The following is a 23,704-nucleotide window of genomic DNA, read 5'->3' on the forward strand; positions in this document are numbered from 1 at the left end:
ATGAGCGCCGATATCCGTCTCGCTGCCGATATCGGCGGCACCTTCACCGACCTCGCGGTGGAGCGGGTCACGGAAGCCGGCACGGAGCGCTGGACGGCCAAGGTCCTGACCACCCCCTCCGCGCCGGAGAAGGGGCTGCTGGAAGGCGTGGCGCTGGTGCTGGAGAAGGCCGGGCTCGCCGCGTCGGATGTGTCGCTGCTGGTGCATGGCACGACGCTCGCCACCAATGCGGTGATCGAGCGCAAGGGCGCCAGGACCGCCCTGCTGACCACCGAGGGCTTCCGCGACGTGCTCGCCCTCGGCAACGAGAGCCGCTACGACCAGTACGACCTGAACATCGCCCTGCCGGAGCCACTGGTGCCGCGCCGCCTGCGCCTGCCGGTGCCGGAGCGGCTGGACCATCGCGGCCAGGTGTTGCTGCCGCTCGACGAGGATGCGGTGCGCGCCCAGGTCGCGGCGATGCGGGAACAGGGCGTCGAGGCGCTGGCGATCGGCTTCCTGCACAGCTTCGTCAACCCGGAGCATGAGCGCCGCGCCGCCGCGGTCGTGCGCGACCTCTGGCCGGAACTCTCCATTTCGCTCTCCTCCGAGGTCAGCCCGGAGATGCGGGAATGGGAGCGCTTCTCCACCACCGTCGCCAATGCCTATGTGCAGCCGCTGATGGCGCGCTATCTCGCCCGCCTTCAGGTCGGCCTGCGGGAGATGGGGCTGGACGCGCCGCTCTTCATGATGCTCTCGGGCGGCGGCCTCACCACCTTCGAGACGGCCTCGCGCTTCCCGATCCGGCTGGTGGAATCCGGCCCGGCAGGCGGGGCGATCTTCTCCGCCCATGTGGCGCGGCAGCGCGGACTGCCGAAGGTGCTCTCCTTCGACATGGGCGGCACCACGGCAAAGGTCTGCCTGATCGAGGACTACGCGCCCCATGCCAGCCGCAGCTTCGAGGTGGCGCGCGTCGGCCGCTTCAAGAAGGGCTCCGGCCTGCCGCTGCGCATTCCCGTGCTGGAGATGGTGGAGATCGGCGCCGGCGGCGGCTCGCTCGCCGGCATCGACAGCCTCGGCCTGATCCAGGTCGGCCCGGAAAGCGCGGGCGCCGATCCGGGCCCGGCCTGCTACGGGCGCGGCGGCGAGAGGCCGGCGGTGACGGACAGCAACCTGATGCTCGGCCGCTACGACCCCGCGACCTTCGCGGGCGGCAACCTGACCCTGCATCCGCAGAAGTCGGCGGCGGCGCTGGAGGCGCATGTGGCGGGCCCGCTCAACCTTTCCCCGGAAATGGCGGCGCTGGGCGTGATCGAGATGGTGGACGAGAACATGGCCAACGCGGCCCGCGTCCATGCCATCGAGGCGGGCACGAGCTTCGACGGCTGCGCCATGATCGCCTTCGGCGGCGGCGGGCCCGTGCATGGCTACCGCGTCGCGGAAAAGATCGGCATCCGCCGGATGCTGGTGCCCTCGGGCGCCGGCGTCGGCTCGGCCATCGGCTTCCTGCGCGCGCCGGTGGGCTACGAGGTGGTGCGCTCGCTCTACCAGCGCTTCGCCACCTTCAACCTCGCCGCGGTGAACGCGCTACTGGAGGAGATGTCGCGCGAGGCCAGCGCCATGGTCGCCCCGGGCGCCTTCGGCCGCCCGACCGAGGAGAAGCGCATCGCCTATATGCGCTATGTCGGCCAGGGGCACGAGATCGCCGTGCAACTCCCGGCAGGCGCTCTGGCGGAGGCGGACATCGCCGCGATCCGCGCCGCCTATGACAGCGAATACGCCCGCTTCTACGACCGGCCGGTGCCGGGCTCGGATGTGGAGATCCTGAGCTTCGCGCTGACCGTCGCCACCCTCACGGACAAGCCCGCCCCGGCCGCCCGGGCCGAGGCCGCGCCGGCCCCCGCGCCGGTGCGGACGCAGCGGGTGCGCGACACGGTGACGGGCGAGGTCGCGGACTGGCAGGTCTATGACCGCGCCGGCTTCCCACCCGGCGCGGTGGTGCAGGGCCCCTGCATCGTCGCCGAGGCGGAAACGAGCACCCTGGTCGGCCCGGGCTGGAGCTGCGCCATGGACGGGCTGGGCTATCTGGAACTGAACCGGGAGGTCGCGTGATGGACGACATGCAGAACGTCGCGGCGAACCCGCTCGCCGCGATCCAGCGGCAGATCCAGTGGAACCGCCTGATCGCCGTGGTGGAGGAGCAGGCGCAGACCATGATCCGCACCGCCTTCAGCACCACGGTGCGGGAGGCGGGCGACCTGTCCGCCGGCATCTTCGACCTGCAGGGCCGCATGCTGGCCCAGGCCGTCACCGGCACGCCGGGGCACGTGAACTCCATGATGGAGAGCGTCGGGCATTTCCTCGCGAAATTCCCGGTCGAAACCATGCGGGAGGGCGACCACTACATCACCAACGATCCCTGGCTGGGCACCGGGCACCTGCACGACCTGACGGTCGTGACGCCCGCCTTCCGCCGCGGGAAGATCGTCGGCCTCTTCGCCAACACCGCGCATGTCATCGATGTCGGCGGGCGCGGCATGGGGCCGGAGGCGCGCTCGGTCTTCGAGGAGGGGATCTACATCCCCATCGTGAAGTGCTTCGACCGGGGCGTGGCGAACGAGACCTTCTTCGACATCCTGCGCGCCGGCACCCGCACCCCGGCGGAGCTGGAGGGCGACGTCTACTCCCTCTGCGCCTGCAACGACGCCGGCGTGCGGCGCCTCGTCGAGATGATGGACGAGTTCGGCATGGAGGGCGTGGACGAGCTCGCCGCCTTCATCTTCGACAGCAGCCTGCGCGCCACGGTGGCGGAGATCGCGAAGCTGCCGCAGGGCACCTACCGCGCATCGATCCGTTCCGACGGCTACGAGGCGCCGGTCGAGCTGCGCGCGGCGATGACCGTCGCGGGCGACCATATCGAGGTGGACTACGAGGGCACATCGGGACTCTCGGGGCGTGCCATCAACGTCCCGGCCGCCTATTGCCGCGCCTATGCCTGCTTCGGCATCAAATGCGTCGTGGCGCCGGAGATCCCGAACAACTGGGCCAGCCTGCTGCCCTTCCGCATGGTGATCCCGGAGGGCTGCATCCTGAACGCGCCGCGCCCCTATCCGGTGGCGGTCCGCCACATCATCGGCCAGCTCCTGCCCGACCTGATGATGGGCTGCCTGCACCAGGCCGTGCCGGACCGGGTGACGGCGGAAGGCGCCTCGGCGCTGTGGAACCCCCCTCTGCGCGGCGGCTCCGAGGTGAGCGGGCAGAACGCCGCCCAGCCGGATTTCGAGATCATCACCTTCAACTCCGGCGGCACCGGCGCGCGCCCGGCGCGGGACGGGCTGGACGGCATCGCCTTCCCCTCCGGCGTGCGGACCATGCCGGTGGAGGCGACCGAGAACGTCGCCCCGGTGATCTTCTGGCGGAAGGAGCTGCGCCCGGATTCCGGCGGCGCCGGCCGCACCCGGGGCGGCATGGGCCAGATCATGGAGATCGGCACGAAGGGCGAGGCGGAATTCGCCGTGAACGCCATCTTCGACCGGGTCGAGAACGCACCGAAGGGCCGCGACGGCGGCGAGGACGGCGCGCCGGGCTGGGTCGGCCTGGATGACGGCACGCTGCTGCGGCCCAAGGGCTACCAGGTCATCCCGGCCGGGCGGCGCCTGCTGCTGAAGCTGCCGGGCGGCGGCGGCATGGGCGACCCGGCGGCGCGCGACCCGGCGCTGGCGGAGCGCGACATCGCCGACGGGCTGGTGACGCGCCGCTGAGGCGGCGGGCCGGGGAGACCCGATCCCTGGCCCGCGCCTGTTTCCGTCAGAGGCGGCGCAGCAGCGAAGCCTTGCTGTCCCGGAACTCCTCCTCGGTCAGCAGGCCCTGCTGGTAGAGCCTGCCCAGCCTTTCCAGGGCGGAAAGGGGCTCGCCCGTGCCCGCCGCTTCCGGCGTGCCGGGCAGGGCGGCCCCGTGCCCCGCGGCCCCGTGCCCGGCCGCCGGTTCCGGCAGGGTGGAGGCGCCGTCCGTTCCATCGGCCAGCGGCAGCTCCGACAGGCGCAGCTCGCCATGCTGGCTGCTGAAGCGGAGCTGGCCCGGCCCGGACCCCGATTGCGACTGGGACACGCCGCCGATCCTGTGCTCCCCCGTGTCATAGAGGGTGACGGTCCCCGCCGTCTCGATGGCCAGCCGCCGCGCCTCGGGAAACCAGGCATAGCGCTGCCCGTTCTGCGCCCCGCTGGTGGCGGGCGTGCCGAGGCCCTCCGGCCACCAGCTCCGGCCGGCCCGTTCCGGCAAGGCAGCCTCCGGCTGGTCCTCCGCCGGCATGTCCCGCATCCGGGCCGACAGGTCGCCGAGCAGCGCATCGACCCTGATCTTGAGCGCGCCGTTGAACATGTCGCCGATCATGACCATGCCGTCGCCGGCCCACTGGCCCATGCCGCCCAGCTCTGGATGGCTGAACTGCGCCTGCCGCCCCTTGCCCGCACGGAGCGCATGGTAGGCTTCCCACGCGGCCTCGTTGCTGAAGCCATGCCGCCGCGCCAGCATGTCCAGAAAGGCCGGGCCGGTCTTCGTGCTGTCGCTCATCCTGCTTCCTTCTTGGACCGCCACCGGTGCGCCGCGGCCCCGGAGAAAGGCCAGGAAGAAAGGAGCATCCCGCCCCGTGCCGCTCGCTGTCACCCACGGCTTCAACGTCATGGGGCCGACTTCGTCACGAAACCCCTGTCACCACCTGACCTGAAATCTGTGCAGGGAGCAGTCATGCGGGAAAGCCGCTGTTAAAAAGTTGCATATGCCGTATGAAATGCAACTATAGGGGTGGGGAAGGCTGGTGCTTTCGTGGAACGTTGTTTGAAACACGATATCCGCCAACACGCCGTGGCTGGTCAGATTGATCCGCCCCTTGCGGAAGCCATGCCTGACGGATTGGAAACCATCGGCGTCATCGGCCAGATCCTCGACAGCCAGGGGCTGGCGCTCTGCCTCTTCGATGCCGAGGACCGGACCCTGCTCTGGAACCGGACCTTCCTGCGCTTCTTCCCCGAGCATGACGGCCACGTGCATGTCGGGGAGCCCTACGCCAGCAACCTGGAGCGCTTCTACGCCGCCCGGCTCAGCGGCCCGGAACACGACCGCCTGCCGGAATTCGTCGCGGCCGGCATCGCGCGCCACCGCACCCAGACTCGCCCCTTCAGCTTCGAGCATCGCGGGCGCCGGCTGCTGGTCTCCTCCCTTCCCTTGCCGCAGGGTGGGCGCGTGCGGGTCTGGAAGGCGTTGGCGGAGGCCCTGCCGGCGAGTGAGTCCAGGATGCCGGTCGATCCCTTCGCGCACCTGGCGGATGGCGCGACGGTGCTGGACCGGTAGGGCCGGATCACCGACGCCAACCAGGAATTCGTCGAGCTCTACGACCTGCCCTCCAAGGAGGTCGCCATCGGCCGCACCTTCCGGGAGGTCCTGCAACTCCTCTGGGAGGGGCAGGCCGATGCGGCGCTCGATGCCTTCCTCGACAATGCGCGCTTCGCCGGCGCCCCCTTCGAGGTGGAGCTGCCGGGGGACCGCTGGCGCCGCGTGATCGAGCGGCGCATGGAGGACGGTACGGGCTATGTCAGCCATGCCGACATCACCACGCTGAAGCGCCAGCAGCGCGAGCTGCAGGAAGCCTATGAGCGCATCGCGACCATGGCGGTCACCGACGGGCTGACCGGCATCGCCAATCGCGGGCATTTCGAGGCGGTGCTGGAGGAGGAGGCCCGGCGCGGCGGCCGGAACCGGCAGCCGCTGTCCCTGCTGCTGATCGACATCGACCACTTCAAGCGGATCAACGACCGCTTCGGCCACCCCACCGGGGATACCTGCCTGCGGATGGTGGCGCGCTACATCGACCGGGGCATCCGCCGCCCCGGAGACCTGGCCGCCCGCTTCGGCGGAGAGGAATTCGCCGCCATCCTGCCGGGCACCGATGCCGAAGGCGCGCGCGTGGTGGCCGAGGCGATCCGCCTGGCTATCGAAGGCGACCACACGCATGACTTCAATGCCAGCCAGCCGGTGACGGTCAGCATCGGCGCCGCCTCGCTGACCCCGGCCCCCGGCGGCGTGGAGGATGCGGGGCGGCTGATCCGGGAGGCCGACGACGCGCTGTACCGCGCCAAGCGCGCCGGCCGGAACCGCGTGATCCTCGCGGCCTGAACCTTTCCCCGGCCGGGCTGGCCAGGACCCCGCTTCAGCGCAGGTCCAGCGCGTCCTCGAAGCCGATGCGCGGAAAGATCTCCAGCATCCCGCCGCGCGTGGCGTTGCGGACCCAGCCGCCCTCCGCCTCCGCCAGATGGCGTGCGAGCAGGAAGCCCGTGCAGATGTCGCGCCAGGAGGGCGGGATCCAGCTCCGGCCACCGCGGTAGCCGGGGATGAAGTGGTTGCCCTCGGCATGGGCGAGGCCGTCGTGCCCGGGTTCCGCGCCCTCGAAGTGGAAATCCGCCCCGTAGATCACGAAGCGGCGCACCCCCATCCACCACAGGAGCTGGAACGCGGCGAAGGGCGAGGAGCCGCCGGCCCCCACCACGCGCCGCGGATCGAGCGAGAAGAGGGTCGGCCAGACGGCGGCCTGACGCAGCCAGATCCAGTCGCCGGGCAGGTCCGGCCGCGTTTCCGCCGCCAGGAAGACGGGGCCGCCGGCCTCGCGGACGATCTCCCCGCCGAAATCGCCGATCACCTGCCCATCGCCGCTCAGCGTATAGGTCGGGCGGAAGCGCATGCTGCCCTGCGCGAGGTGGAAGCGGTTGAAGGCGATGCTGAGCCGCCCCTGGAGGCGGTCCAGCTCCTCCGGCCGCACCGAGGGGCCGTTGCCGATCAGCCAGGCAACCTGCCCGGCATGGCGGCCATGCAGGGCATCCAGGCACGGGTCCGGTGCCGGGTTGGGCGCCATCCAGGCGGAAAGGGGGTTGGTGACCAGCCCCCGGTCCGGCCCCAGCGTGACGGCGAGCCGCACGGGAGCCTCCGGCAGGCGCGCCTGCCAGAGGCCGCCCCCCGCCGGCTGGAGCGGTTCCGCGCGGTGATCCACCAGCAGTCCAGGGGACAGGCCGGCTTCGGCCCAGGCCCGCACGGCGGCACCGCCTCCATCGAGGGGCTCCAGCGTGGCCAGCCCGGCCCGCTCCTGGACCGCCGGCAGGGGCGCCAGGGACAGCAGCGGCGCCTCGCCGCTGGACAGCAGCAGCCGCACCGCTTCCGGCCCCACCCCCGGCGGCAGCACGGCGGTGGCCTCGACACGGATCTCGCCACCTGGGGCCGGGATGATCTCCACGGCGGCATTGGTCAGGGGCGGCAGGCCGCGCAACCGCCCATGCACCGTTCCGGGTGGCAGGGAGCCGGCCAGCCGCAGCCCGATCTGCAACAGGCCGGAGGCCGGGCTGTGGCGGATGTTCAGTCCCTCGACCCGGTTCATGGCCGCGCCTTTCCCGGAATCCGGGCCGGGCCGAGGGCCGAGACCATGGCGACGGCAAGGGCCTGGCTGGCCACCCACCAGGGCTGCCACGCGCCATAGGAGAACAGGAAGGTCACCAGCGCCGAGGCCAGGACGCCCAGGGCCAGCGGTCCCGGCGCGCGGAAGGCCAGCGCGGCCCAGATCCCGGCGCAGAGCAGCAGGCCCGGCCAGCCCAGTTCCAGCCGCAGTTGCAGCGGCGCGTTGTGCGGGTGCAGCGGCAGCGCCTCCACGCCCGGCCGGTCGAAGAAGGCACGCGCCTCGGGGCCGGTCATGCCCAGCCGGGCGAGGTTCTCCGTGGGGAAGTTGTCGCGGCCGCCGGGAATGGCGCGGCTGGATTCCATGCCCCAGCCCAGCCAGGGGCGCTCGGCGGCGCGGCTCCGCGCGAAATCCCAGATCAGCACCCGGTGGACCGCCGAGAGCGGCAGGTGCGCGGCGACCTCCGGCCGGGCGAGCAGCGCGGTGGCCATCGGGGCAAGCAGCACCACCGCCGCCACCCCGGCGGCGGCGAGGGTCCGGCCCGGGCGGGCGGGCATCCAGGCAAAGCACGCGGCCACGGCGAGGCCCACCAGCCCGGCGATGCGCGCCGTATCCCCCGGCAGGGCGAGCAGGGCGATGGCGCCCAGCAGCGTGCCGCCGATCCGCAGCGCGCGGGGCAGGGGGGCGGCCGGCAGCAGCGGCAGCAGCAGCGCCATGACCGAGGCGGCGGGCTTCAGCCCGAAGGTGATCTCCGGCCTCCAGACATGCAGGCCGCGCACCCCCATGCGGACGGCATTGCCGGTCAGGTTGTCGATCGTGGCCAGCGCCAGCCCGGCCAGCACGCCCCAGAAGAGGCAGAGCGCGAGCGGACGGGCATCCTCGCCCTCCACGCCACGCGCCGCGGCGGCGGCCAGCAGGGCGATCCCGCTGAACTGCGCGGCGGCGGCGAGGCTCTGGCGCGGCTCGACGGCCCAGAGGGCGGACAGCCCGCCCCAGAGCGCGAGCGCCAGCGCAATCCAGAAGGGCAGGCCGGCGGGCAGCGGCCAGCGCCCCTGCTCCCGCCGGGCGGCGAGGACGGAGAGCAGCAGGCAGGCCAGGGCGATGGGCGCCATCGCCTTGGATTGCAGGACCGCCGCGGCGGGCGCGATGGCGGTCCCCAGCGCAAGCGGAAAGGCCGGGCTCCTCCAGGAAGCCCGGCCCGGCAGGCCCGTGGAAGCGAGGCTGGTCAAACGACCGTCAGGTTCTCGCGGCGCAGCTCCACCGCGAAGGCGTCGAGCGCGCGGGAGAACCGCTCCAGCATCTCGTCCACCTCGCCCTCGGTGGCGATGATCGGCGGCGAGAAGGCGATGCTGTCATTGCCCAGGGCGCGGGTCAGAACGCCTTCCTTCTCGCCCAGCGCGGCGAGGCGGTAGCCCAGCTTCTTGCCGGCGTCGAAGTTCCGGTGGCTGGCCTTGTCCTCAACGATCTCGACCGCGCCGATCATGCCGATGCCGCGCACCTCGCCCACCAGCGGATGATCGGCGAAGCGGCGGCGCAGCTCGGCCTGCATATGCGCGCCGACGCGCTGCGCGTGCTCGACCATGTTCATCTCGTCATAGATCTTCAGCGTCTCGATCGCGACCGCCGCCGAGACCGGATGGCCGGAATAGGTGTAGCCATGGCCGAACACGCCGACCGAGGCGCTGCCTTCCGCCAGCCCGTCGAAGATCTGCTGCGTGACCAGCACGCCGGAGATCGGCAGGAAGGAGGAGGAGAGCGCCTTGGCGCAGACGACGATGTCCGGCTTCAGGTCGAAGGTCTGCGAGCCCCAGTAGGAGCCGGTGCGTCCGAAGCCGCAGATCACCTCGTCGGCGACGAAGAGCACGTCGTACTTCTTCAGCACGGCCTGCAGCTTCTCGTAGTAGGTGCGCGGCGGGATGACGACGCCGCCGGCGCCCATCACCGGCTCGGCCCACATCGCCGCGACCGTGTCCGGCCCCTCGCGCAGGATCAGCTGCTCCACCTCGTCCACGAGGCGGGAGGCGAAGGCCTCCTCGGTCTCGCCCGGCTCGGCGCCGTGGTAGTGGTGCGGCGTGGAAACGTGGAAGAAGCCCGGCAGCGGCAGGTCGAAGAGCTTGTGGTTGGTGGGCAGGCCGGTCAGCGAGGCGGCGGCCACGGTGATGCCGTGATAGGCGCGCAGGCGGGAGATGATCTTCTTCTTCTGCGGCCGGCCGATGGCGTTGTTGTAGTACCAGACCATCTTCACCGCGGTGTCGTTGGCCTCGGAGCCGGAATTGGCGAAGAAGGCGCGCCCCATCGGCACCGGCGCGCGCTGCACCAGCATCTCGGCCAGCTCGATCATCGGCTCATGCGACTTGGCGCCGAAGCCGTGATAGTAGGGCAGCTTGCGCATCTGCCGGTCCGCGGCCTCGCGCAGCCGGTCGCTGCTGAAGCCGAGCGAGGCGCACCACAGGCCGGCGACCGCCTCCATGTACTCCTTGCCGCTCTCGTCCCAGACGCGCACACCCTCGCCGCGATCGATGACCAGCGAGCCGTTCTGGCTTTGCGCCTTGAGCTCGGTGCTGGGATGCAGGACATAGGCGGCGTCGCGGGCAGCGGCGGAGTTCGCGCGGGGAGGCATGTCGGAGGCGCCCTTCTGCTGGATCGGAAGGCGGCATCCTAGGCCCGTATCCAAGCGGGCGCCCAGGGGGGAGGAGGCAGGATTCCGCGCACGGAGGCATGATCCGCATGGCCCGCCGCCAACCCACCCATCCCGAGGCATGATATGCCGCCGGCAGGCCCATCCGTGGCATGATCCGCCTCCATCCCAGGGGCAGGCTGTGGCAGAGATGGCCTGATCCCGCACACCGCACCGCAGCACGACAGCCGACGAGAGCCCCCGCCATGACTCGCACCCATCCGCACAGCGCCCATTGGGGAGCCTTCGAGGCGGTGGTGGAAGGCGGCCGGCTGCGCGAGGCCCGGCCCTTCGCACGCGACGCGGCGCCGGGGGCGCTGCTGGCCAGCATTCCCGGCGCGGTGCATGCGCGCAGCCGCATCGACCGCCCCTATGTCCGCGAGGGCTGGCTGCGCGGCGGGCGCGCCGGGTCGGAGCGCGGGCGCGACCGCTTCGTGCCGGTGCCCTGGGACCGTGCCATCCGCCTCGCCGCGGAGGAAACGCGGCGGGTGCGGGCGGAGGCGGGGGATGCCGCCATCCTCGGCGGCTCCTATGGCTGGAGCTCGGCCGGGCGCTTCCACCATGCGCGCTCGCAGCTGCACCGCTTCCTCGGCCTGGGCGGCGGCTTCACCGCGCAGGTGACGAACTACTCCTACGGCGCGGGCATGACCTTGATGCCGCATGTGCTGGGTACCAACGACGTGCTGCAGGGGCCGGTGACGGACTGGGACGGCATCGCCCGCCACGCGCGGCTGATGCTCTGCTTCGGCGGGCTGCCGCTGAAGAACGGGCTGGTCACGGCGGGCGGGGCGGGCAGCCACGACTACGCGCCGCAGATGCGCCGTGCCGCCGAGGCGGGCGTTCGCTTCGTCAACATCTCCCCCTTCCGTGGAGACTGCGCGGAATTCCTCGGCGCGGAATGGGTGCCCATCCGCCCCAACAGCGACGCCGCGCTGGTCCTCGCCATGCTGCACGCGCTGGTGACGGAGGGGCTGGAGGACCGGGACTTCCTTGCCCGTTGCACCGTGGGCTGGGAGCGGCTGCGCGCCTATGTGCTGGGCGAGGCGGACGGCGTGGCGAAGAGCCCGGACTGGGCCGCGCCACTCTGCGAGGTCCCGGCGGAAACCATCCGCCGCCTGGCGCGCGAGGCCGCCGGGGCGCCCACGATGATCACCGCCACCTGGTCGCTCCAACGCGCCGAGCATGGCGAGCAGCCCTGGTGGGCGCTGGTCGCCCTGGCCAGCGCCCTGGGCGGGATCGGTGAGCCGGGGCAGGGCATCGGCTTCGGCTACGGCTCGATGAACGGCATGGGCACGCCGCGCCGCCGCCTGCCCAGCGTGAACCTGCCGGCCACACGCAATCCCGGACCTTCCATCCCTGTTTCCCGTGTCGTGGAACTGCTGGAGCGGCCAGGGGAGGTGCTGTCCTACAACGGCCGCGACATCACCCTGCCGGAGATCCGGATGATCTGGTGGGCGGGCGGCAATCCCTTCCACCACCACCAGGACCTGAACCGCTTCCGCCGCGCCTGGAACCGCGTGGAGACGGTGATCGTGCAGGAGCCGTGGTGGACCGCCCCGGCGCGGATGGCCGACATCGTGCTGCCCGCCACCACGACGCTGGAGCGCAACGACATCGGCTCCTCCTCCTCCGACCGCTTCGTACGCGCCATGCACCGGGCCGTGCCGCCGCAGGGGCAGGCGCGCAACGACCACGACATGCTGGCCGACATGGCGGAGGAGCTCGGCTTCCGCGAGCGCTTCACGCAGGGGCGGGACGAGGAGGCCTGGCTGCGGCACCTCTACGGCCAGTGGCAGCGCTCCTGCGCGCATTTCGGCGTGGCCGTGCCGGATTTCGACCGCTTCTGGGCCGAGGGCCATGCCGAGATCCCGCCGCCGAACGAGGGCTTCACGATCTTCGACGGCTTCGCGCGCGATCCGGCGGCGAATCCGCTGAACACGCCCTCCGGCAAGGTGGAACTCTTCTCCGAGACCATCGCCCGCTTCAACTACGGGGAGATCCCCGGCCACCCGGTCTGGCGCGAGCCGCGCGAATGGCTGGGCGCCCCGCTGGCGGAACGCTTCCCGCTTCACCTGCTCTCCTACCAGCCGGCGACACGGCTGCACGGGCAGATGGATGACGGGCGCGTCTCGCTGGCGAGCAAGATCCAGGGCCGGGAGCCGATGCTGATGCACCCGGCGGATGCGGCGGCGCGTGGCCTCGCTGACGGGTCGGTGGTGCGGGTCTTCAACACGCGCGGCGCCCTGCTGGCCGGGCTGCGGCTGAGCGCGGAGATCCGCCCCGGCGTGGTGGCGCTGGCCACCGGCGCCTGGTGGGACCCGCAGGAGATCGGCGGCGAGACCCTCTGCGTCCATGGCAATGCCAACGTGCTGACGCAGGATGTCGGCACCTCCCGTCTCGGCCAGGGCTGCGCGGCGCAGTCCTGCCTGGTGCAGGTGGAGGCCTGGACCGGCGCCCTGCCGGAAATCCGGGTGCACTCGCCGCCGCCGGTGCTGGAGGCGGCGGAATAGCGGCCCTCCGGCCCGGGGATCAGGCGCGGCTGTAGCGCTCCGCGGCCGGGCGGAAGCGTGCCGCGCCCTGGCCGACCGGACGGTAGGCGGGCGGGGCGGACAGCCGCGTGCCGTTGTGCAGATAGGCCGTGATCCGCTGGAACTCCTCCGGATCGAGCTCGCCCGGGCGCAGCGATTGGCCGGCCTCGACGGAGCGGTGGGAGGCCATCAGGGCGACGAGTTCGGTGAGACCGATCGAGCGATAGCAGGTCATGGCGGCAATTCCGTGCCTCGAAAGGGGTCCGGCGCGACCCGGCAACGGGCCGGGAAGGAACATCCGCAGGTTATTCGATATTGAGATGCATTCGCAAGTAGCGATCGCAGGGTGGAGGTGCGGCACCGCGCGCCCCCTGTCCCGGCCGTCAGGCCACCCGCGCCATCGCCGGTTCCAGGGCCTGGATCGCCGGCGCCGCATCCGGATGCAGCACCAGCGCGTGCCCGCGCGGCACCTCCCGCCAGTTGGCCCGGTTCTCGTCGATCGGCTCGGACACCAGCACGAGCCCGCTCGGGGTGTGGCGGAAGTAGAGCGAGGGCGGCTGGGCGTCGCAGGCCCAGCGGAAGGCCCAGAGGCTGCGGCCGTCCGAAAGCGCGGCGGTGAAGCGCAGCGGCGACTTGATCCCCGCCTCGTCCATCAGCCCGCGCACCCGGTGCAGCGTCCGCATCACCGCGCCGACCGGCTCCTCCTCCATGCCCGCGGCGAGGGCGGCCAGAAACAGCGCCTCGCTGTCCGAGGTGCCGCCCCGGGCGGTGTAGAGTTCGTCGGGGATCAGGGCCTCCACCCGGCGGCGGATCGTGCTCCAGCCCCCGATCTGGCCGTTGTGCATGAAGAGCCAGCGGCCATGCGTATAGGGGTGGCAGTTGGCGCGGGTCGTGGCCGTGCCGGTCGCCGCCCGCACATGGGCGAAGAAGAGGCGCGAGCGGACCTGCGAGGCAATGGAGAGCAGGTTCTCGTCCGACCAGGCGGGCCGCAGCTCGCGATACAGGCCCGGCACCTCGCGCTCCCCGTACCAGCCGAGGCCGAAGCCGTCGCCATTCGTTTCCGTCTTGCACTCGGAGGCGTGCAGGGACTGGTGGATCAGCGAGTGGCAGGGCGTCGCCACCAGCGTATCCATGAGAATGGGCTCACCGTGATAGGCAAGGAATCGGCACACGATCGGGGCCTTTGGCGGTTTCGAGGCAAGGCCGTTCTAAACCCGATCCACGGGGCAGAAAAAGTTTCCTCGGCGTCATTCCGGCTGTGAGGGCATGTTTTCCCGCTCCTCCGGCCATGCTCAGTGCCGGCGGACACCATCCGCCAGCAGGGTGCAGCCCGCCACCGCCAGCATGATCGCGAGGCCCGGCCAGATGGCGACCTCGGGCGCGGAGAGCACCAGATCCTGCGCATTGGCCAGCATGTTGCCCCAGGAGGGCGCGGGCGGCTGGATGCCGAGTCCCAGGAAGGAGAGGGTGCTTTCCGCCAGGATCGCCCCGGCGGCGGTGAGCGAGGCCGCCACGGCGATGGAGGGGGCGAGGCTCGGCAGCACATGGCGGAACAGCACCCGCGCCTCGCCCGCGCCCAGCGCCCGCGCCGCGCGCACCCAGTCCCGCGCCAGCACCGAGCGGGCGGCGGCGCGCACCAGCCGCGCCACGCCGACCCAGCCGAAGGCGGACAGGATCAGCACGATGCGCGTGACATCCGCCGCCGTCTCGCCGCGCGGCAGGCCAATGGCGCTGGTATCCATGGCCGCCAGCAGCACCAGCAGCGGCAGGGCAGGCAAGGCCAGCAGCCCGTCGGCGAGGCGCATCAGCAGCGCGTCCAGCCAGCCGCCGCGCCAGGCGGCCAGCAACCCGATCCCCGTGCCCAGCGCCGTGGCGAGCAGGGCGGTGGCCAGCCCGGCGGCGAGCGAGACCCGCCCCCCGGCCAGCAGCCGCGCCAGCAGGTCGCGCCCCAGTTCGTCCGTGCCGAGGGGATGCTCCGCCGAGGGCGGCGCGAAGCGTGCGAGGAGGTCCTGCGCCTCCGGATCGAGGCCGAGGGCCTGGCTGATCGCCCCGGCCAGCAGGGCCAGCAGGAGCAGCGCCACCAGCAGCACGAGGCCGAGGCGGAAGCGGATCATCGCGGCTCCTCCCCACGCAGGCGCGGGTCCAGCGCCTGTTGCAGCAGGTCGGCGCCCAGCGTCGCCAGCATGGTCACCAGCGCCACCAGCAACAGGGCGAGAAGGGCGAGGTTGTAGTCGTTGCCCATCACCGCGTCGTAGAGCAGCTTGCCCATGCCGGGCCGGGCGAAGACCGTCTCCGTCACCAGCGCGCCGGAGACCAGCGCCCCCACATCCACCGCCGCGATGGCGAGGACCGGGATGGCGGCGTTGGGGAAGGCATGGGTCCAGGCGATGCGCGCCCCGCCCGCCCCGCGCGCCCGCGCCGCGAGGATGAAGTTCTGCCCCAGCACGCCCCGCATCGCCGCCGCCGTGTGCCGCGCATAGGCGGCGAGGCCATGGAAGGCCAGCGTCACCACCGGCAGCAGGGCGAAGCGCCATTCCGCCGGCCAGCCCGCCTCCGCCGTGCCGCCCGCCGGCAGCCAGCCGAGCCGCACCGCGAAGAGCAGGATGGCCAGGATGGCGAGCCAGAAGACGGGCACCGACTGGCCCAGGATCGCCACCGCCTCCACCGCCGGGGCGAGGCGCGGGCGCAGCGCCGCCAGCATCCCCATCGCCACGCCGAGCCCGGCGGACAGCAGCAGCGCGGCGCCGAGCAGTTCCAGCGTCGATCGCAGGGCCGGCAGCAGGATCTGCGCCGCCGGGCGGGCATAAAGGCGGGAATAGCCGAACTCGCCCCGCAGCACGGCTTGCGCCCAGGCCCACCAGCGCAGCAGCAGCGGCTGGTCCAGCCCGTGCAGCGCGCGCAGCCGCGCGACATCCTCGGCGGTGAGATGCGGGTCGTTCAGCGCGGCAAGCGAGACCGGGTCGCCCGGCATCAGCCCGATCGCCAGCCAGGCAAGCAGGGACAGCAGCGCCAGCGACAGCGCCATCTGCGGCAGGCGCCAGCCGATCAGCCGCAGCACGGGGTCAGCCCGCCTTCCAGCCCGTGACCCAGAGGGAGGAAGGGTTCAGGTGCCCGGTCGGTTCCACCCCCGAGAGCCAGAGCGGCCAGACATGCGCCTCCGCCCGGTGCCAGAGCGGCAGGGCCGGGAGCTCCGTGGCGGTGATGGCCTGCAGCCGCGCCCAGAGCGGCCTGCGCTTCGCGGGGTCCAGCTCCTGCGGCAGCGCCTCCAGCAGCGCATCCATCTCCGCATCCCGGAAACCCGGATAGTTCTGCCCCGACCAGTTGCGCTCGGCGATGGGGATCTCGCTGGAATGCAGGGTGCTGCGGGGCACGTTCTCCGGGCTGCTGACCCAGGCGAAGAGCGCGGCGCCGGTGAAGCGGCGCTGCGACAGGGTCTCGCCGAACAGCACGCGCGGCGGCTCGTTGCGGATGCGGGCCTCGGCGCCGATCGCCTTCCACATGCCCTGGACGATCTGCTGCACCTGTTCCCGCGCGCGGTTGCCGGCGGTGGTGTTGAACTCCAGGCTCAGCCTCTCGCCCCCCGCATGGACGCGGATGCCGCCAGGTCCGGGCTTCCAGCCGGCTTCCTCCAGCAGCGCCTGGGCGCGCTTCGGGTCGAAGGGCCAGTCGGGCGTCTCCGCGCCGTACATCGGGTCGTCCGGATGCACGGCGCTGCGCGCCAGGGGCTGGCGGCCGCCATAGAGGGTCTGCGCGATGCGGGCGCGGTCCATGCCGCAGAGCAGGGCCTGCCGCACCCGCCGGTCCGCCAGCACGGGGTTGTCGAGCCGCAGGTCGATATGCTCCCAGACCAGGCCCGGGCGGGTGAAGAGGCGGAAGCGACCGGACTCGCGCTTCTCCAGCGCCAGCGCCTGTTCCAGCGGGAAGCCCATCTCGCCCGGCACCATGTCGATCTGCCCGGCCAGGAGCTGCGCCTCCAGCGCCGCGGTGTTCTCGACGGCGCGCAGCAGGATCCGGCGGAAGGCGGGGGCGGGGCCGTTCCAGTGCTCGGTGCGCTCCAGCGTCAGGCCGCTGCCCGGCTGCACCGCCGTGACGCGGTAGGGGCCGCACCAGAGGCCGGGATTCGTGCTGTCCGTGTCGTAGAGGGTGCGGGAGCGGTAGTTGCGCCGGTCGGCCTCCCAGCGGGCACGTTCCAGATGCGCCGGCAGCGGCACGAAATTCCCGGCCGAGCCATAGTCGAAGGACAGCCGGTCCAACCGCAGCGTGACGGTGCGCGGATCGGGCGCGAGGAACTCATAGGCGCTGCGGTAGAACTCGGCATTGCCGAAGCCGGTCTCGAAGCTGCGCCCGGCCTCCCAGGCGAAGCGGAAATCCTCCGCCGTGACGGGCGTGCCGTCGCCCCAGAGCCAGCCCTCCCGCAGCCGCCAGGTGACGCGCATCCCCGGCTTGCCCCCGGGCGTGGTTTCCAGCGCGGCAAGGCCGTTCTCCAGGCTGGGCAGGGTCTCGCAGCCGAGGGCCTGGAGCTTCCAGTCCGGCCCGTAGGCCGTCAGCGGGCGGTGCACGAAGCCGAGCGCATAGGCCTTGGCCATCATGCTCTCGATGTTCGGGTGCAGGGTGGAAGGGTACTGGGTGATGCCGATGGTCAGGCTGTCGCGCGCACCCTGCGCCCGGGCAGGCCGTGCGGAGGGGGCGAGGCCCAGAGGAGCAACGAGAGGCGAGAGCAGCGAGGCGCGGAGGAGCGAACGGCGGCCCGCGTGGCGGGCGGCGGGGCGTGGCGGCGGCTCTGCGTGGTCCTGGCCCAAGAGGTGTCGGCTCCCTGCTTCCGGTGCTGTCCGCGGACTCCAACACAAGGCGGCCGGTTTTGGAACTCGGCGCGCGCGCCCCTGGGGGGGAAGGGGACACCGCCCCCTTGGGCGGCGTCCCGGGATTTCAGCCCTCCGTCTTGGCCTTCATCAGCGCCTTGGCTTCCTCGGCGCTGCTCACGCCGCCATGCGCGCCGGACCAGCTCACCGGGTCCTCCAGGAACTTGCGGACCTCGCGCAGCGCGCTTTCCTCGAAATAGGGGCGCTCGCGGCAGACCTCCAGCACGTCCCACCAGGTGGCGAGGTGGTGCAGGCTGAGGTTCATCTCCTTCATCGTGTCGAAGGCGCCCGGGAAGACGCCGTAGAAGAAGACGACGAAGGTGTGGTCGCAGATCGCGCCCGCGTCGCGCAGCGCCTGGGTGAAGCGGATCTTGGAGCCGCCATCGGTGGTCAGGTCCTCGACCAGCAGCGTCCGCTTGCCCTCGGGCACGTCGCCCTCGATCTGGGCGTTGCGGCCAAAGCCCTTGGGCTTCTTCCGCACATAGGCCATGGGCGCCATCATGCGGTCGGCGATCCAGGCGGCATAGGGGATGCCGGCGGTCTCGCCGCCCACCACGGCCTCGATGGTCTCGTAGCCGATGTGGCGGCCGATCTTCTCCACCGCCAGCTCGCAGATCTTCTGGCGGGCCCGGGGGAAGTAGATGATCCGGCGGCAATCGATATAGACGGGGCTCTTCCAGCCGGAGGTGAAGGTGTAAGGCTCCTCGGGCCGGAAGTTGACCGCCTTGATCTCCAAGAGGATGCGCGCGGTGGTCAGTGCGGCATCGCGGTCCCAGTCAGAGGCGTGTCGGGCAGTCATGCGTGGTTCTCCTGATCTGGCGTGGGTTAGCCTCCGCGCCGTGTCCCGTCCATGACCGATCGCATGGCGGCGCCCCGCATCTGGGTGCTGGCCGATCCCCGCGCCGGCACGGCGGCCCAGGCCCTGGGCATCGCGGAGCGGCTGGAGGAACGGCTGGGCGAGCCCTTCCGCACCGTCCCGCTCGCCTGGGGCCCCCTCGCGCGCATCCCCTGGCCCTGGCCGACCCTGGCCGGGCTCGCGCCGGCGGCACAGGCGGAACTGCGCCAAGGCGCGCCGGCGCTGGTGATCTCCGCCGGGCGCCGCTCCGCCCCGGTGGCGCTCTGGCTCGGGCGGCGCGGGGCGCGGACGGTCCATTGCATGCGGCCGGGCTTCGGCGCCAGGGACTTCGACCGGCTGGTGCTGGGGCGGCACGACCTCGCCGGGAAAACGCCGCCCCTGCCGCCCAATGTCCTACCGGTCCTGGGCGCCACGCACCGCCTGTCGCCCTCGCGGCTCGCCGCGGCGCGGGCGGAATGGGCGGCGCTGGCGGAACTGCCCCGGCCCCGGACCGCACTGCTGGTCGGCGGCCCCATCCGGGGCGAGGGGATGGACCCCGCCGCCGCCGGGGAGCTCGCCGCCCGCGTCGCCGCCGGGTCCGGCAGCATCCTGGCCACCACCAGCCGGCGCACGGGCGAGGCCGCCGCCGCCGCCGTGGCGCAGCGCCTGGAGGCAAAGCCGGGGCGGCTCTTCCGCTGGGGCGATGCCGGGCCGAATCCCTTCGCGGGCTTCCTGGCCTGGGCGGATGCGGTGGTGGTGACGGGCGACAGCGTCTCGATGCTCTCGGAGGCCCTGGCCGCCGCCGCGCCGGTCTTCGTGGCCATGCCGGGCCTCGATCCCTTGGCCGCGCCGCGCCACGCGGCCCTGCACCAGAGCCTCTACGGGGCGGGGCAGGCGCGCCCCTTCGACGCCTTCCCGGAGCCCTTCGCACGCGCACCCCTGGACGAGAGCGGGCGGGTGGCGGCGGAGATCCTGGCGGCGGGGCTGCTGCCGGCGGCGGGCGGCGTCACGGCGCGCTGAAGGCGCGGGCACCCCGGCTTGTTCCGGCCATCCATCCGGGGCAGGATTCCGTCCACGGCCTTTCCCGGACAGACCGGGGCGGCCGCACGACAATGCCGGAAAACCGGGCTGGGGAAGAGAAACATGTCCATCCGTCGCCGCACCCTGCTGCACACGCCGCTGCTGGCCGCACCTTTCCTGGCCCCGCGGCAGGCGGGGGCGCAGGCCGAGAGCTTCCCGTCCCATGCCGTGCGGGTGATCGTGCCCTATACCCCCGGCGGTTCCGCCGACATCGCCGCGCGGCTGCTGGCGGAGCCGCTGTCGAAGCAGTGGGGCCAGCCCGTGGTGGTGGAGAACCGTGCCGGGGCCAACGGGATCATCGGCACGGACGTGGTGGCGAAGGCGCCGCCGGACGGGCACACGCTGGCGATGATCTCGGTGAACCACGCCGTCAACGTGCCGCTCTACACCACGCCCTTCGACACGCTGAAGGACCTGACCGCGCTGACCGTGGTCTACAGCGTGCCGCTGCTGCTGGTCGCCGCGCCCGACTTCCCCGCCAGCACCCCGCAGCAGCTGGCGGAACTGGCGCGGCGCAAGGAAGGCAGCATCAGCTTCGCCGGGACCGGCGGCGCGGTGCACCTGGCGGCGGAGATGTTCGCCGCCCGCGCCGGGGCGAAGATGACGCACGTGCCCTATCGCGGCTCCACCGCCGCGCATCCGGACCTGATGGCGGGGCGGGTGGACGTGATGTTCGATCCCTTGCCCTCCGTGCTCGGCCATGTGCAGGCGGGCAAGCTGAAGGTCCTGGCCACGACCTCCGCGCAACGCCTGCCGAACCTGCCGGATGTGCCCACCGTGGCGGAAAGCGGCTTCCCGGGCTTCGAGGCCGCGACCTGGGGCGCGCTCATCGGCCCGGCGCGCATCCCGGCGCCGGTGGCGCGGCGCATCGCGGCCGATGCCGCCGCCCAGTTGCAGGTGCCGGCCGTGCGGGAGCGGTTCGGCACGCTGGGCGCCACCATCGTCGGCAGCGGCCCGGAAGAGGCGCAGCGCTTCGTCGCCGCGGAGGTGGCCAAGTGGAGCGAGGTGGCGAAGACCGCCGGGATCGAGAAGCAGTAGGCGTCCGCCCGGTCCGGGGAGGAAGCCGGCGGGGCGCGTCAGTCCTTGGTGCGGATGGCCCAGCTCGCATGGCTGACGCCGGGCAGCGCCCCCAGCCGGAGGGCCAGCGCATCCATCTCCACCGGGTCCACCGCCGTGCTCACCAGCGTGGCCACGATCTCGACCATCTCCTCGCCGCGCTCCTCCGTCTCGATGTCGCCGGCGGGGTAGTGCGCGGCTTCCAGCGCCTCCGACAAGGCCTCGCGCACGGAAGGCATGTCGCGTTCCCGGGCGGTGAGGCTGACCTCGTAGGTCGCCTCGGTGGTGCGCTCGTCGATGGGGCTGCGGTCGATCGCGTTCACCAGCGGCCGCAGCAGCGTGTTGCCGGCGATCACGAAGACGGTGAGGAGCCCGGCCTCCGCCACCATGTCCGCGCCGGTGCAGGCACCGACCGCCGCCGAGCACCAGAGGGTCGCGGCGGTGTTCAGGCCCCGGACGTTCATGCCCTCCTTCATGATCACGCCGGCACCAAGGAAGCCGATGCCGGACACGACATAGGAGATCACGCGCGTGGCCTCGGTCGCGCCGGCGATCCGCATCGCCAGGTCCACGAAGGCGGCGGCCCCCACGGCGACGAGCACATTGGTGCGCAGCCCGGCGGTGCGCTGGCGATACTGGCGCTCCGCCCCGATGGCGGTGCCGAACACGAAGGCCGCGGTGAGGCTGACCACCGTGTCGAGGAAGGGCCAGAATTCGAAGGTCTCGATGAAGCGCACGGGCGGTGGAGTCCGGATTCGCGAAGGTCCAGCCTGCCCAGTAGCAGGCCCCGGCGCCGTGATCAGGAGAAGAATCCGGGACAGCGCCGCCGGGCGCGCTTCCCGGCCTGCCGGACAGCGATCCGCCATGGCGCCGCAGCCGGAAAGCGGCCGCGGCGTTCTGCCCCTGTGCCGGGCCCGGCCTGCGGTCCGGATGTGACACGAACAGGAGGCGGGATGTCGGATTCGAGCCCCACGCTCCGGCCACAGCCGGATGAGGAAACCATCGCCTTCGCCGGGCGCGTCTTCCAGCTCGCGCGCAGCGGCGGCGCGGAGCAGATGCGGTCCCTGCTGGCGCAGGGGCTGCCGCCCAACCTGCGCAACGACAAGGGCGACACGCTGCTGATGCTGGCGGCCTATCACCTGCAGACGGACACGGTGCGCGCGCTGCTGGAGGGCGGGGCCGATCCGGAGATCGCCAACGACCGGGGCCAGACGCCGCTGGGCGCCGCGTGCTTCAAGGGCGGCGAGGAGATCGTGCGGCTTCTGCTGGAACACGGCGCGCGGATCGAGGGGCATGGCGGCGACGGGCGCACGCCGCTGATGATGGCGGCCATGTTCAACCGCACCGGGCTGGTGCGGCTGCTGCTGGAGCAGGGCGCCGACCGCGAGGCGCGGGATGCCCGCGACATGACCGCGCTGGACGCCGCCCGCGCGATGAACGCGCCCGACACGGCCGCCCTGCTGGCGGAGGGCTGACCGCCTCCGGGCAGCACGGGCGAGAACCAGGCGACGCAGCAAGGGCGCCGGGTGGTCCGGCGCCCTTTCCGTCGTGCCGGGATGAAGCGCCCGTCCGCTACTTGGCGGGCACCGGCTCCCGCGCCTTGCCGGCGGCCGCGGTGCCTTCCTCGCGCTGGCCGCTGGTATAGGTCGGCCCGGGCCGCCTTTCGCCGGGGGCCGGCTTGCCGGGCAGGGGTGGCAGGGCCAGGGCCTTCTTCAGGTCGATCCCGGCGCCCTCGGCCACGCGGCGGCCATAGTCCTCGTCGCAATGCCACCAGTGCCAGACCATGCGCAGGGCGATCTCCTCCGGGCAGGCCTTCATGTCGGCGACCATGTTGCCGATCAGGTCGTCGCGCTCCCAGTCCTCGAAGCTGCGGTAGCGGTCCCCGGCCTGCCTGTAGTCGGACTGGGTCATCGTCGTCTGGTAGCGGCCGAGATGCCCGTGGACGAGCTGGTGGTAGTCCCGCTCCGGCTGCGGCGCCTCCCGCAAGCCGCCCTGCGAGCTGGGCTCGTAGTTGACGTGCCTGTTCTCGCCGCCGCCATCCACCTGGAAGGCCATCTGCCCATCCCGCTGGTTGGTGCGCTGGCCATTCTTCGGCGCGTTGATCGGCAGTTGCAGGTAGTTGGCGCCGACGCGGTAGCGCTGCGTGTCGGAATAGGACAGCGTCCGCCCCTGCAGCATCTTGTCGTCCGAGAAGTCGATGCCGTCGACCAGCACGCCGGTGCCGAAGGCCGCCTGCTCGGTTTCCGCGAAGAAGTTGTCCACGTTCCGGTCCAGCACCATGCGGCCGACCTTCAGCAGCGGGAAGCGGTCCTCCGGCCAGCGCTTGGTATCGTCCAGCGGATCGAAGTCGAGCTCCGGATGCTCGCCATCGGCCATGACCTGCACGCAGAATTCCCATTCGGGATAGTCGCCGCGCTCGATGGCCTCGTAGAGGTCCTTGGTCGCGTGGCCGACCTCCTCGGCCTGGATCCTCGCGGCCTCCGGCGTGGTGAGGTTCTTCACGCCCTGCTTCGGCACCCAGGAGAACTTGGCGAGCACCGCCTCGCCCCGGTCGTTGACCAGCTTGTAGGTGTTGACCGAGGAGCCCTCCATGTGCCGGTAGTCCGCCGGGATGCCCCAGGGGCTCTTCACCCAGGTGACCATGTGCAGCGCCTCGGGATGGTGCTGCACGAAGTCGTAGAAGCGCCAGGCTTCCTGCCGGTTGGTCACCGGATCGGGCTTGAAGGCATGGATCATGTCCGGGAACTTGATGGCGTCACGGATGAAGAAGATCCGCAGGTTGTTGCCGACCAGGTCCCAGTTGCCGTCCTCGGTGTAGAACTTGACCGCGAAGCCGCGCGGGTCGCGCGCCGTCTCCGGACTGTCCTTGGAGCCGATGACGGTGGAGAAGCGTACGAAGAGCGGCGTCCTGTGGCCCGCCCTGGTCAGCACCTTGGCGCGTGTGTACTTCGTGGCGGGCTCGTCGCCGATCTTGCCATAGGCCTCGAAATAGCCGTGCGCGCCGGTGCCGCGCGCATGGACCACGCGCTCCGGGATGCGCTCCCGGTCGAAATGCGTGATCTTCTCGATGAACTGGTAGTTCTCCAGGGTGGCGGGGCCGCGTTCCCCCACGGTCCGCATGCTCTGGTTGTCGCGGACGGGATGGCCCTGCCGGGTCGTGAGGATGGAGTTCCGAGGCGTGTCGGCCATTCTGCTCTGCCTTCTGCTTTTTCGCCGGAAGCCCGGAAAATAGCAGCGCGGCGGCGGGCCGCTTCATGC

20 protein-coding genes are annotated in these 23,704 nt (G+C 72.0%); 8 read left to right on the forward strand and 12 right to left on the reverse strand.

Translation table 11 applies throughout. The features are described from left to right. Together CTJ15_RS07200 and CTJ15_RS07205 are read left to right on the forward strand one after the other, a co-directional pair. On the forward strand, positions 1-2,091 hold the full coding sequence (locus tag CTJ15_RS07200; protein ID WP_075822292.1) for a hydantoinase/oxoprolinase family protein: 2,091 nt from the start codon (positions 1-3) through the stop codon (positions 2,089-2,091). Continuing rightward, positions 2,091-3,740: a hydantoinase B/oxoprolinase family protein gene (locus CTJ15_RS07205; protein WP_226946069.1), complete on the forward strand. Its 1,650-nt coding sequence runs from the start codon at positions 2,091-2,093 to the stop codon at positions 3,738-3,740. Before CTJ15_RS07200 ends, CTJ15_RS07205 begins: the two co-directional genes overlap by 1 nt. Positions 3,741-3,786: 46 nt before the next feature. Here CTJ15_RS07205 and CTJ15_RS07210 read toward each other — a convergent pair whose 3' ends face one another. Then, positions 3,787-4,548: an SHOCT domain-containing protein gene (locus CTJ15_RS07210; RefSeq protein ID WP_075822293.1), complete on the reverse strand. Its 762-nt coding sequence runs from the start codon at positions 4,546-4,548 to the stop codon at positions 3,787-3,789. A 327-nt stretch (positions 4,549-4,875) separates the two neighbouring features. Between CTJ15_RS07210 and CTJ15_RS07215 the strand changes: the two genes are divergently transcribed. Continuing rightward, positions 4,876-5,325 carry a PAS-domain containing protein gene (locus CTJ15_RS07215; RefSeq protein ID WP_099781395.1) on the forward strand — a complete coding sequence of 150 codons (450 nt, stop codon included), beginning with the start codon at positions 4,876-4,878 and terminating at the stop codon, positions 5,323-5,325. Positions 5,326-5,370: 45 nt separating this feature from the next. After that, a complete protein-coding gene (locus CTJ15_RS07220) occupies positions 5,371-6,147 on the forward strand; it encodes a sensor domain-containing diguanylate cyclase (protein ID WP_304528198.1) in 777 nt (258 codons plus the stop codon). Positions 6,148-6,181: 34 nt separating this feature from the next. Here the strand turns inward: CTJ15_RS07220 and CTJ15_RS23905 are convergent, their stop codons facing one another. The 3 genes from CTJ15_RS23905 to CTJ15_RS07235 are packed head-to-tail and all read right to left on the reverse strand — an operon-like array spanning position 6,182 to position 10,031. Continuing rightward, entirely contained in the window at positions 6,182-7,396 is a 1,215-nt protein-coding gene (locus tag CTJ15_RS23905; RefSeq protein ID WP_126281844.1) for a hypothetical protein, read from the reverse strand. Next, entirely contained in the window at positions 7,393-8,640 is a 1,248-nt protein-coding gene (locus CTJ15_RS07230) for an O-antigen ligase (protein ID WP_099781397.1), read from the reverse strand. The genes CTJ15_RS23905 and CTJ15_RS07230 overlap by 4 nt, the downstream gene beginning before the upstream one ends. Next, a complete protein-coding gene (locus tag CTJ15_RS07235; protein WP_026033016.1) occupies positions 8,637-10,031 on the reverse strand; it encodes an aminotransferase in 1,395 nt (464 codons plus the stop codon). The genes CTJ15_RS07230 and CTJ15_RS07235 overlap by 4 nt, the downstream gene beginning before the upstream one ends. 263 nt (positions 10,032-10,294) lie before the next feature. Here CTJ15_RS07235 and CTJ15_RS07240 point away from each other — a divergent pair, with 263 nt between their 5' ends. After that, positions 10,295-12,598: a molybdopterin-dependent oxidoreductase gene (locus CTJ15_RS07240; RefSeq protein ID WP_099781398.1), complete on the forward strand. Its 2,304-nt coding sequence runs from the start codon at positions 10,295-10,297 to the stop codon at positions 12,596-12,598. A gap of 19 nt (positions 12,599-12,617) precedes the next feature. Here the strand turns inward: CTJ15_RS07240 and CTJ15_RS07245 are convergent, their stop codons facing one another. The 6 genes from CTJ15_RS07245 to CTJ15_RS07270 all read right to left on the reverse strand — a co-directional run bounded on the left by CTJ15_RS07245 (position 12,618) and on the right by CTJ15_RS07270 (position 18,274). After that, positions 12,618-12,851, reverse strand: coding sequence for a hypothetical protein (locus CTJ15_RS07245; RefSeq protein ID WP_019460090.1), 234 nt, complete (start codon positions 12,849-12,851; stop codon positions 12,618-12,620). Positions 12,852-12,999: 148 nt separating this feature from the next. After that, the gene (locus tag CTJ15_RS07250) at positions 13,000-13,749 is read right to left on the reverse strand and encodes a class II glutamine amidotransferase (protein ID WP_019460091.1); all 750 of its coding nucleotides are present in this window, start codon (positions 13,747-13,749) and stop codon (positions 13,000-13,002) included. Positions 13,750-13,908: 159 nt separating this feature from the next. Then, complete coding sequence (locus tag CTJ15_RS07255) at positions 13,909-14,730, reverse strand: ABC transporter permease (protein ID WP_019460092.1); 822 nt, start codon at positions 14,728-14,730, stop codon at positions 13,909-13,911. Beyond that, positions 14,727-15,674 carry an ABC transporter permease gene (locus CTJ15_RS07260; protein WP_019460093.1) on the reverse strand — a complete coding sequence of 316 codons (948 nt, stop codon included), beginning with the start codon at positions 15,672-15,674 and terminating at the stop codon, positions 14,727-14,729. The genes CTJ15_RS07255 and CTJ15_RS07260 overlap by 4 nt, the downstream gene beginning before the upstream one ends. A gap of 4 nt (positions 15,675-15,678) precedes the next feature. Then, positions 15,679-17,415: a peptide ABC transporter substrate-binding protein gene (locus CTJ15_RS07265; RefSeq protein ID WP_075823246.1), complete on the reverse strand. Its 1,737-nt coding sequence runs from the start codon at positions 17,413-17,415 to the stop codon at positions 15,679-15,681. A gap of 127 nt (positions 17,416-17,542) precedes the next feature. Beyond that, positions 17,543-18,274 carry an orotate phosphoribosyltransferase gene (locus CTJ15_RS07270; protein ID WP_019460095.1) on the reverse strand — a complete coding sequence of 244 codons (732 nt, stop codon included), beginning with the start codon at positions 18,272-18,274 and terminating at the stop codon, positions 17,543-17,545. 51 nt (positions 18,275-18,325) lie between these two features. Between CTJ15_RS07270 and CTJ15_RS07275 the strand changes: the two genes are divergently transcribed. Continuing rightward, on the forward strand, positions 18,326-19,330 hold the full coding sequence (locus CTJ15_RS07275) for a mitochondrial fission ELM1 family protein (RefSeq protein WP_226946070.1): 1,005 nt from the start codon (positions 18,326-18,328) through the stop codon (positions 19,328-19,330). A gap of 123 nt (positions 19,331-19,453) precedes the next feature. Continuing rightward, positions 19,454-20,428, forward strand: a complete 975-nt coding sequence (locus CTJ15_RS07280; protein WP_099781399.1) for a tripartite tricarboxylate transporter substrate binding protein — start codon at positions 19,454-19,456, stop codon at positions 20,426-20,428. A 38-nt stretch (positions 20,429-20,466) separates the two neighbouring features. Here the strand turns inward: CTJ15_RS07280 and CTJ15_RS07285 are convergent, their stop codons facing one another. Further along, complete coding sequence (locus CTJ15_RS07285) at positions 20,467-21,183, reverse strand: MgtC/SapB family protein (protein ID WP_019460098.1); 717 nt, start codon at positions 21,181-21,183, stop codon at positions 20,467-20,469. Between the two features lie 216 nt (positions 21,184-21,399). On the opposite strand from CTJ15_RS07285, the gene CTJ15_RS07290 reads away from it, so the two are divergent. Next, positions 21,400-21,921 (forward strand): ankyrin repeat domain-containing protein, encoded by a 522-nt coding sequence (locus CTJ15_RS07290; RefSeq protein ID WP_019460099.1) that lies wholly within the window; start codon positions 21,400-21,402, stop codon positions 21,919-21,921. Positions 21,922-22,018: 97 nt separating this feature from the next. On the opposite strand, the gene CTJ15_RS07295 is transcribed toward CTJ15_RS07290, so the two are convergent. Further along, positions 22,019-23,635 (reverse strand): catalase, encoded by a 1,617-nt coding sequence (locus CTJ15_RS07295; RefSeq protein WP_019460100.1) that lies wholly within the window; start codon positions 23,633-23,635, stop codon positions 22,019-22,021. Positions 23,636-23,704 lie beyond the last annotated feature (69 nt).

It is taken from the genome of Roseomonas sp. FDAARGOS_362 (assembly GCF_002754815.1).
GTDB classification, from domain to species: Bacteria; Pseudomonadota; Alphaproteobacteria; order Acetobacterales; family Acetobacteraceae; genus Roseomonas; species Roseomonas mucosa.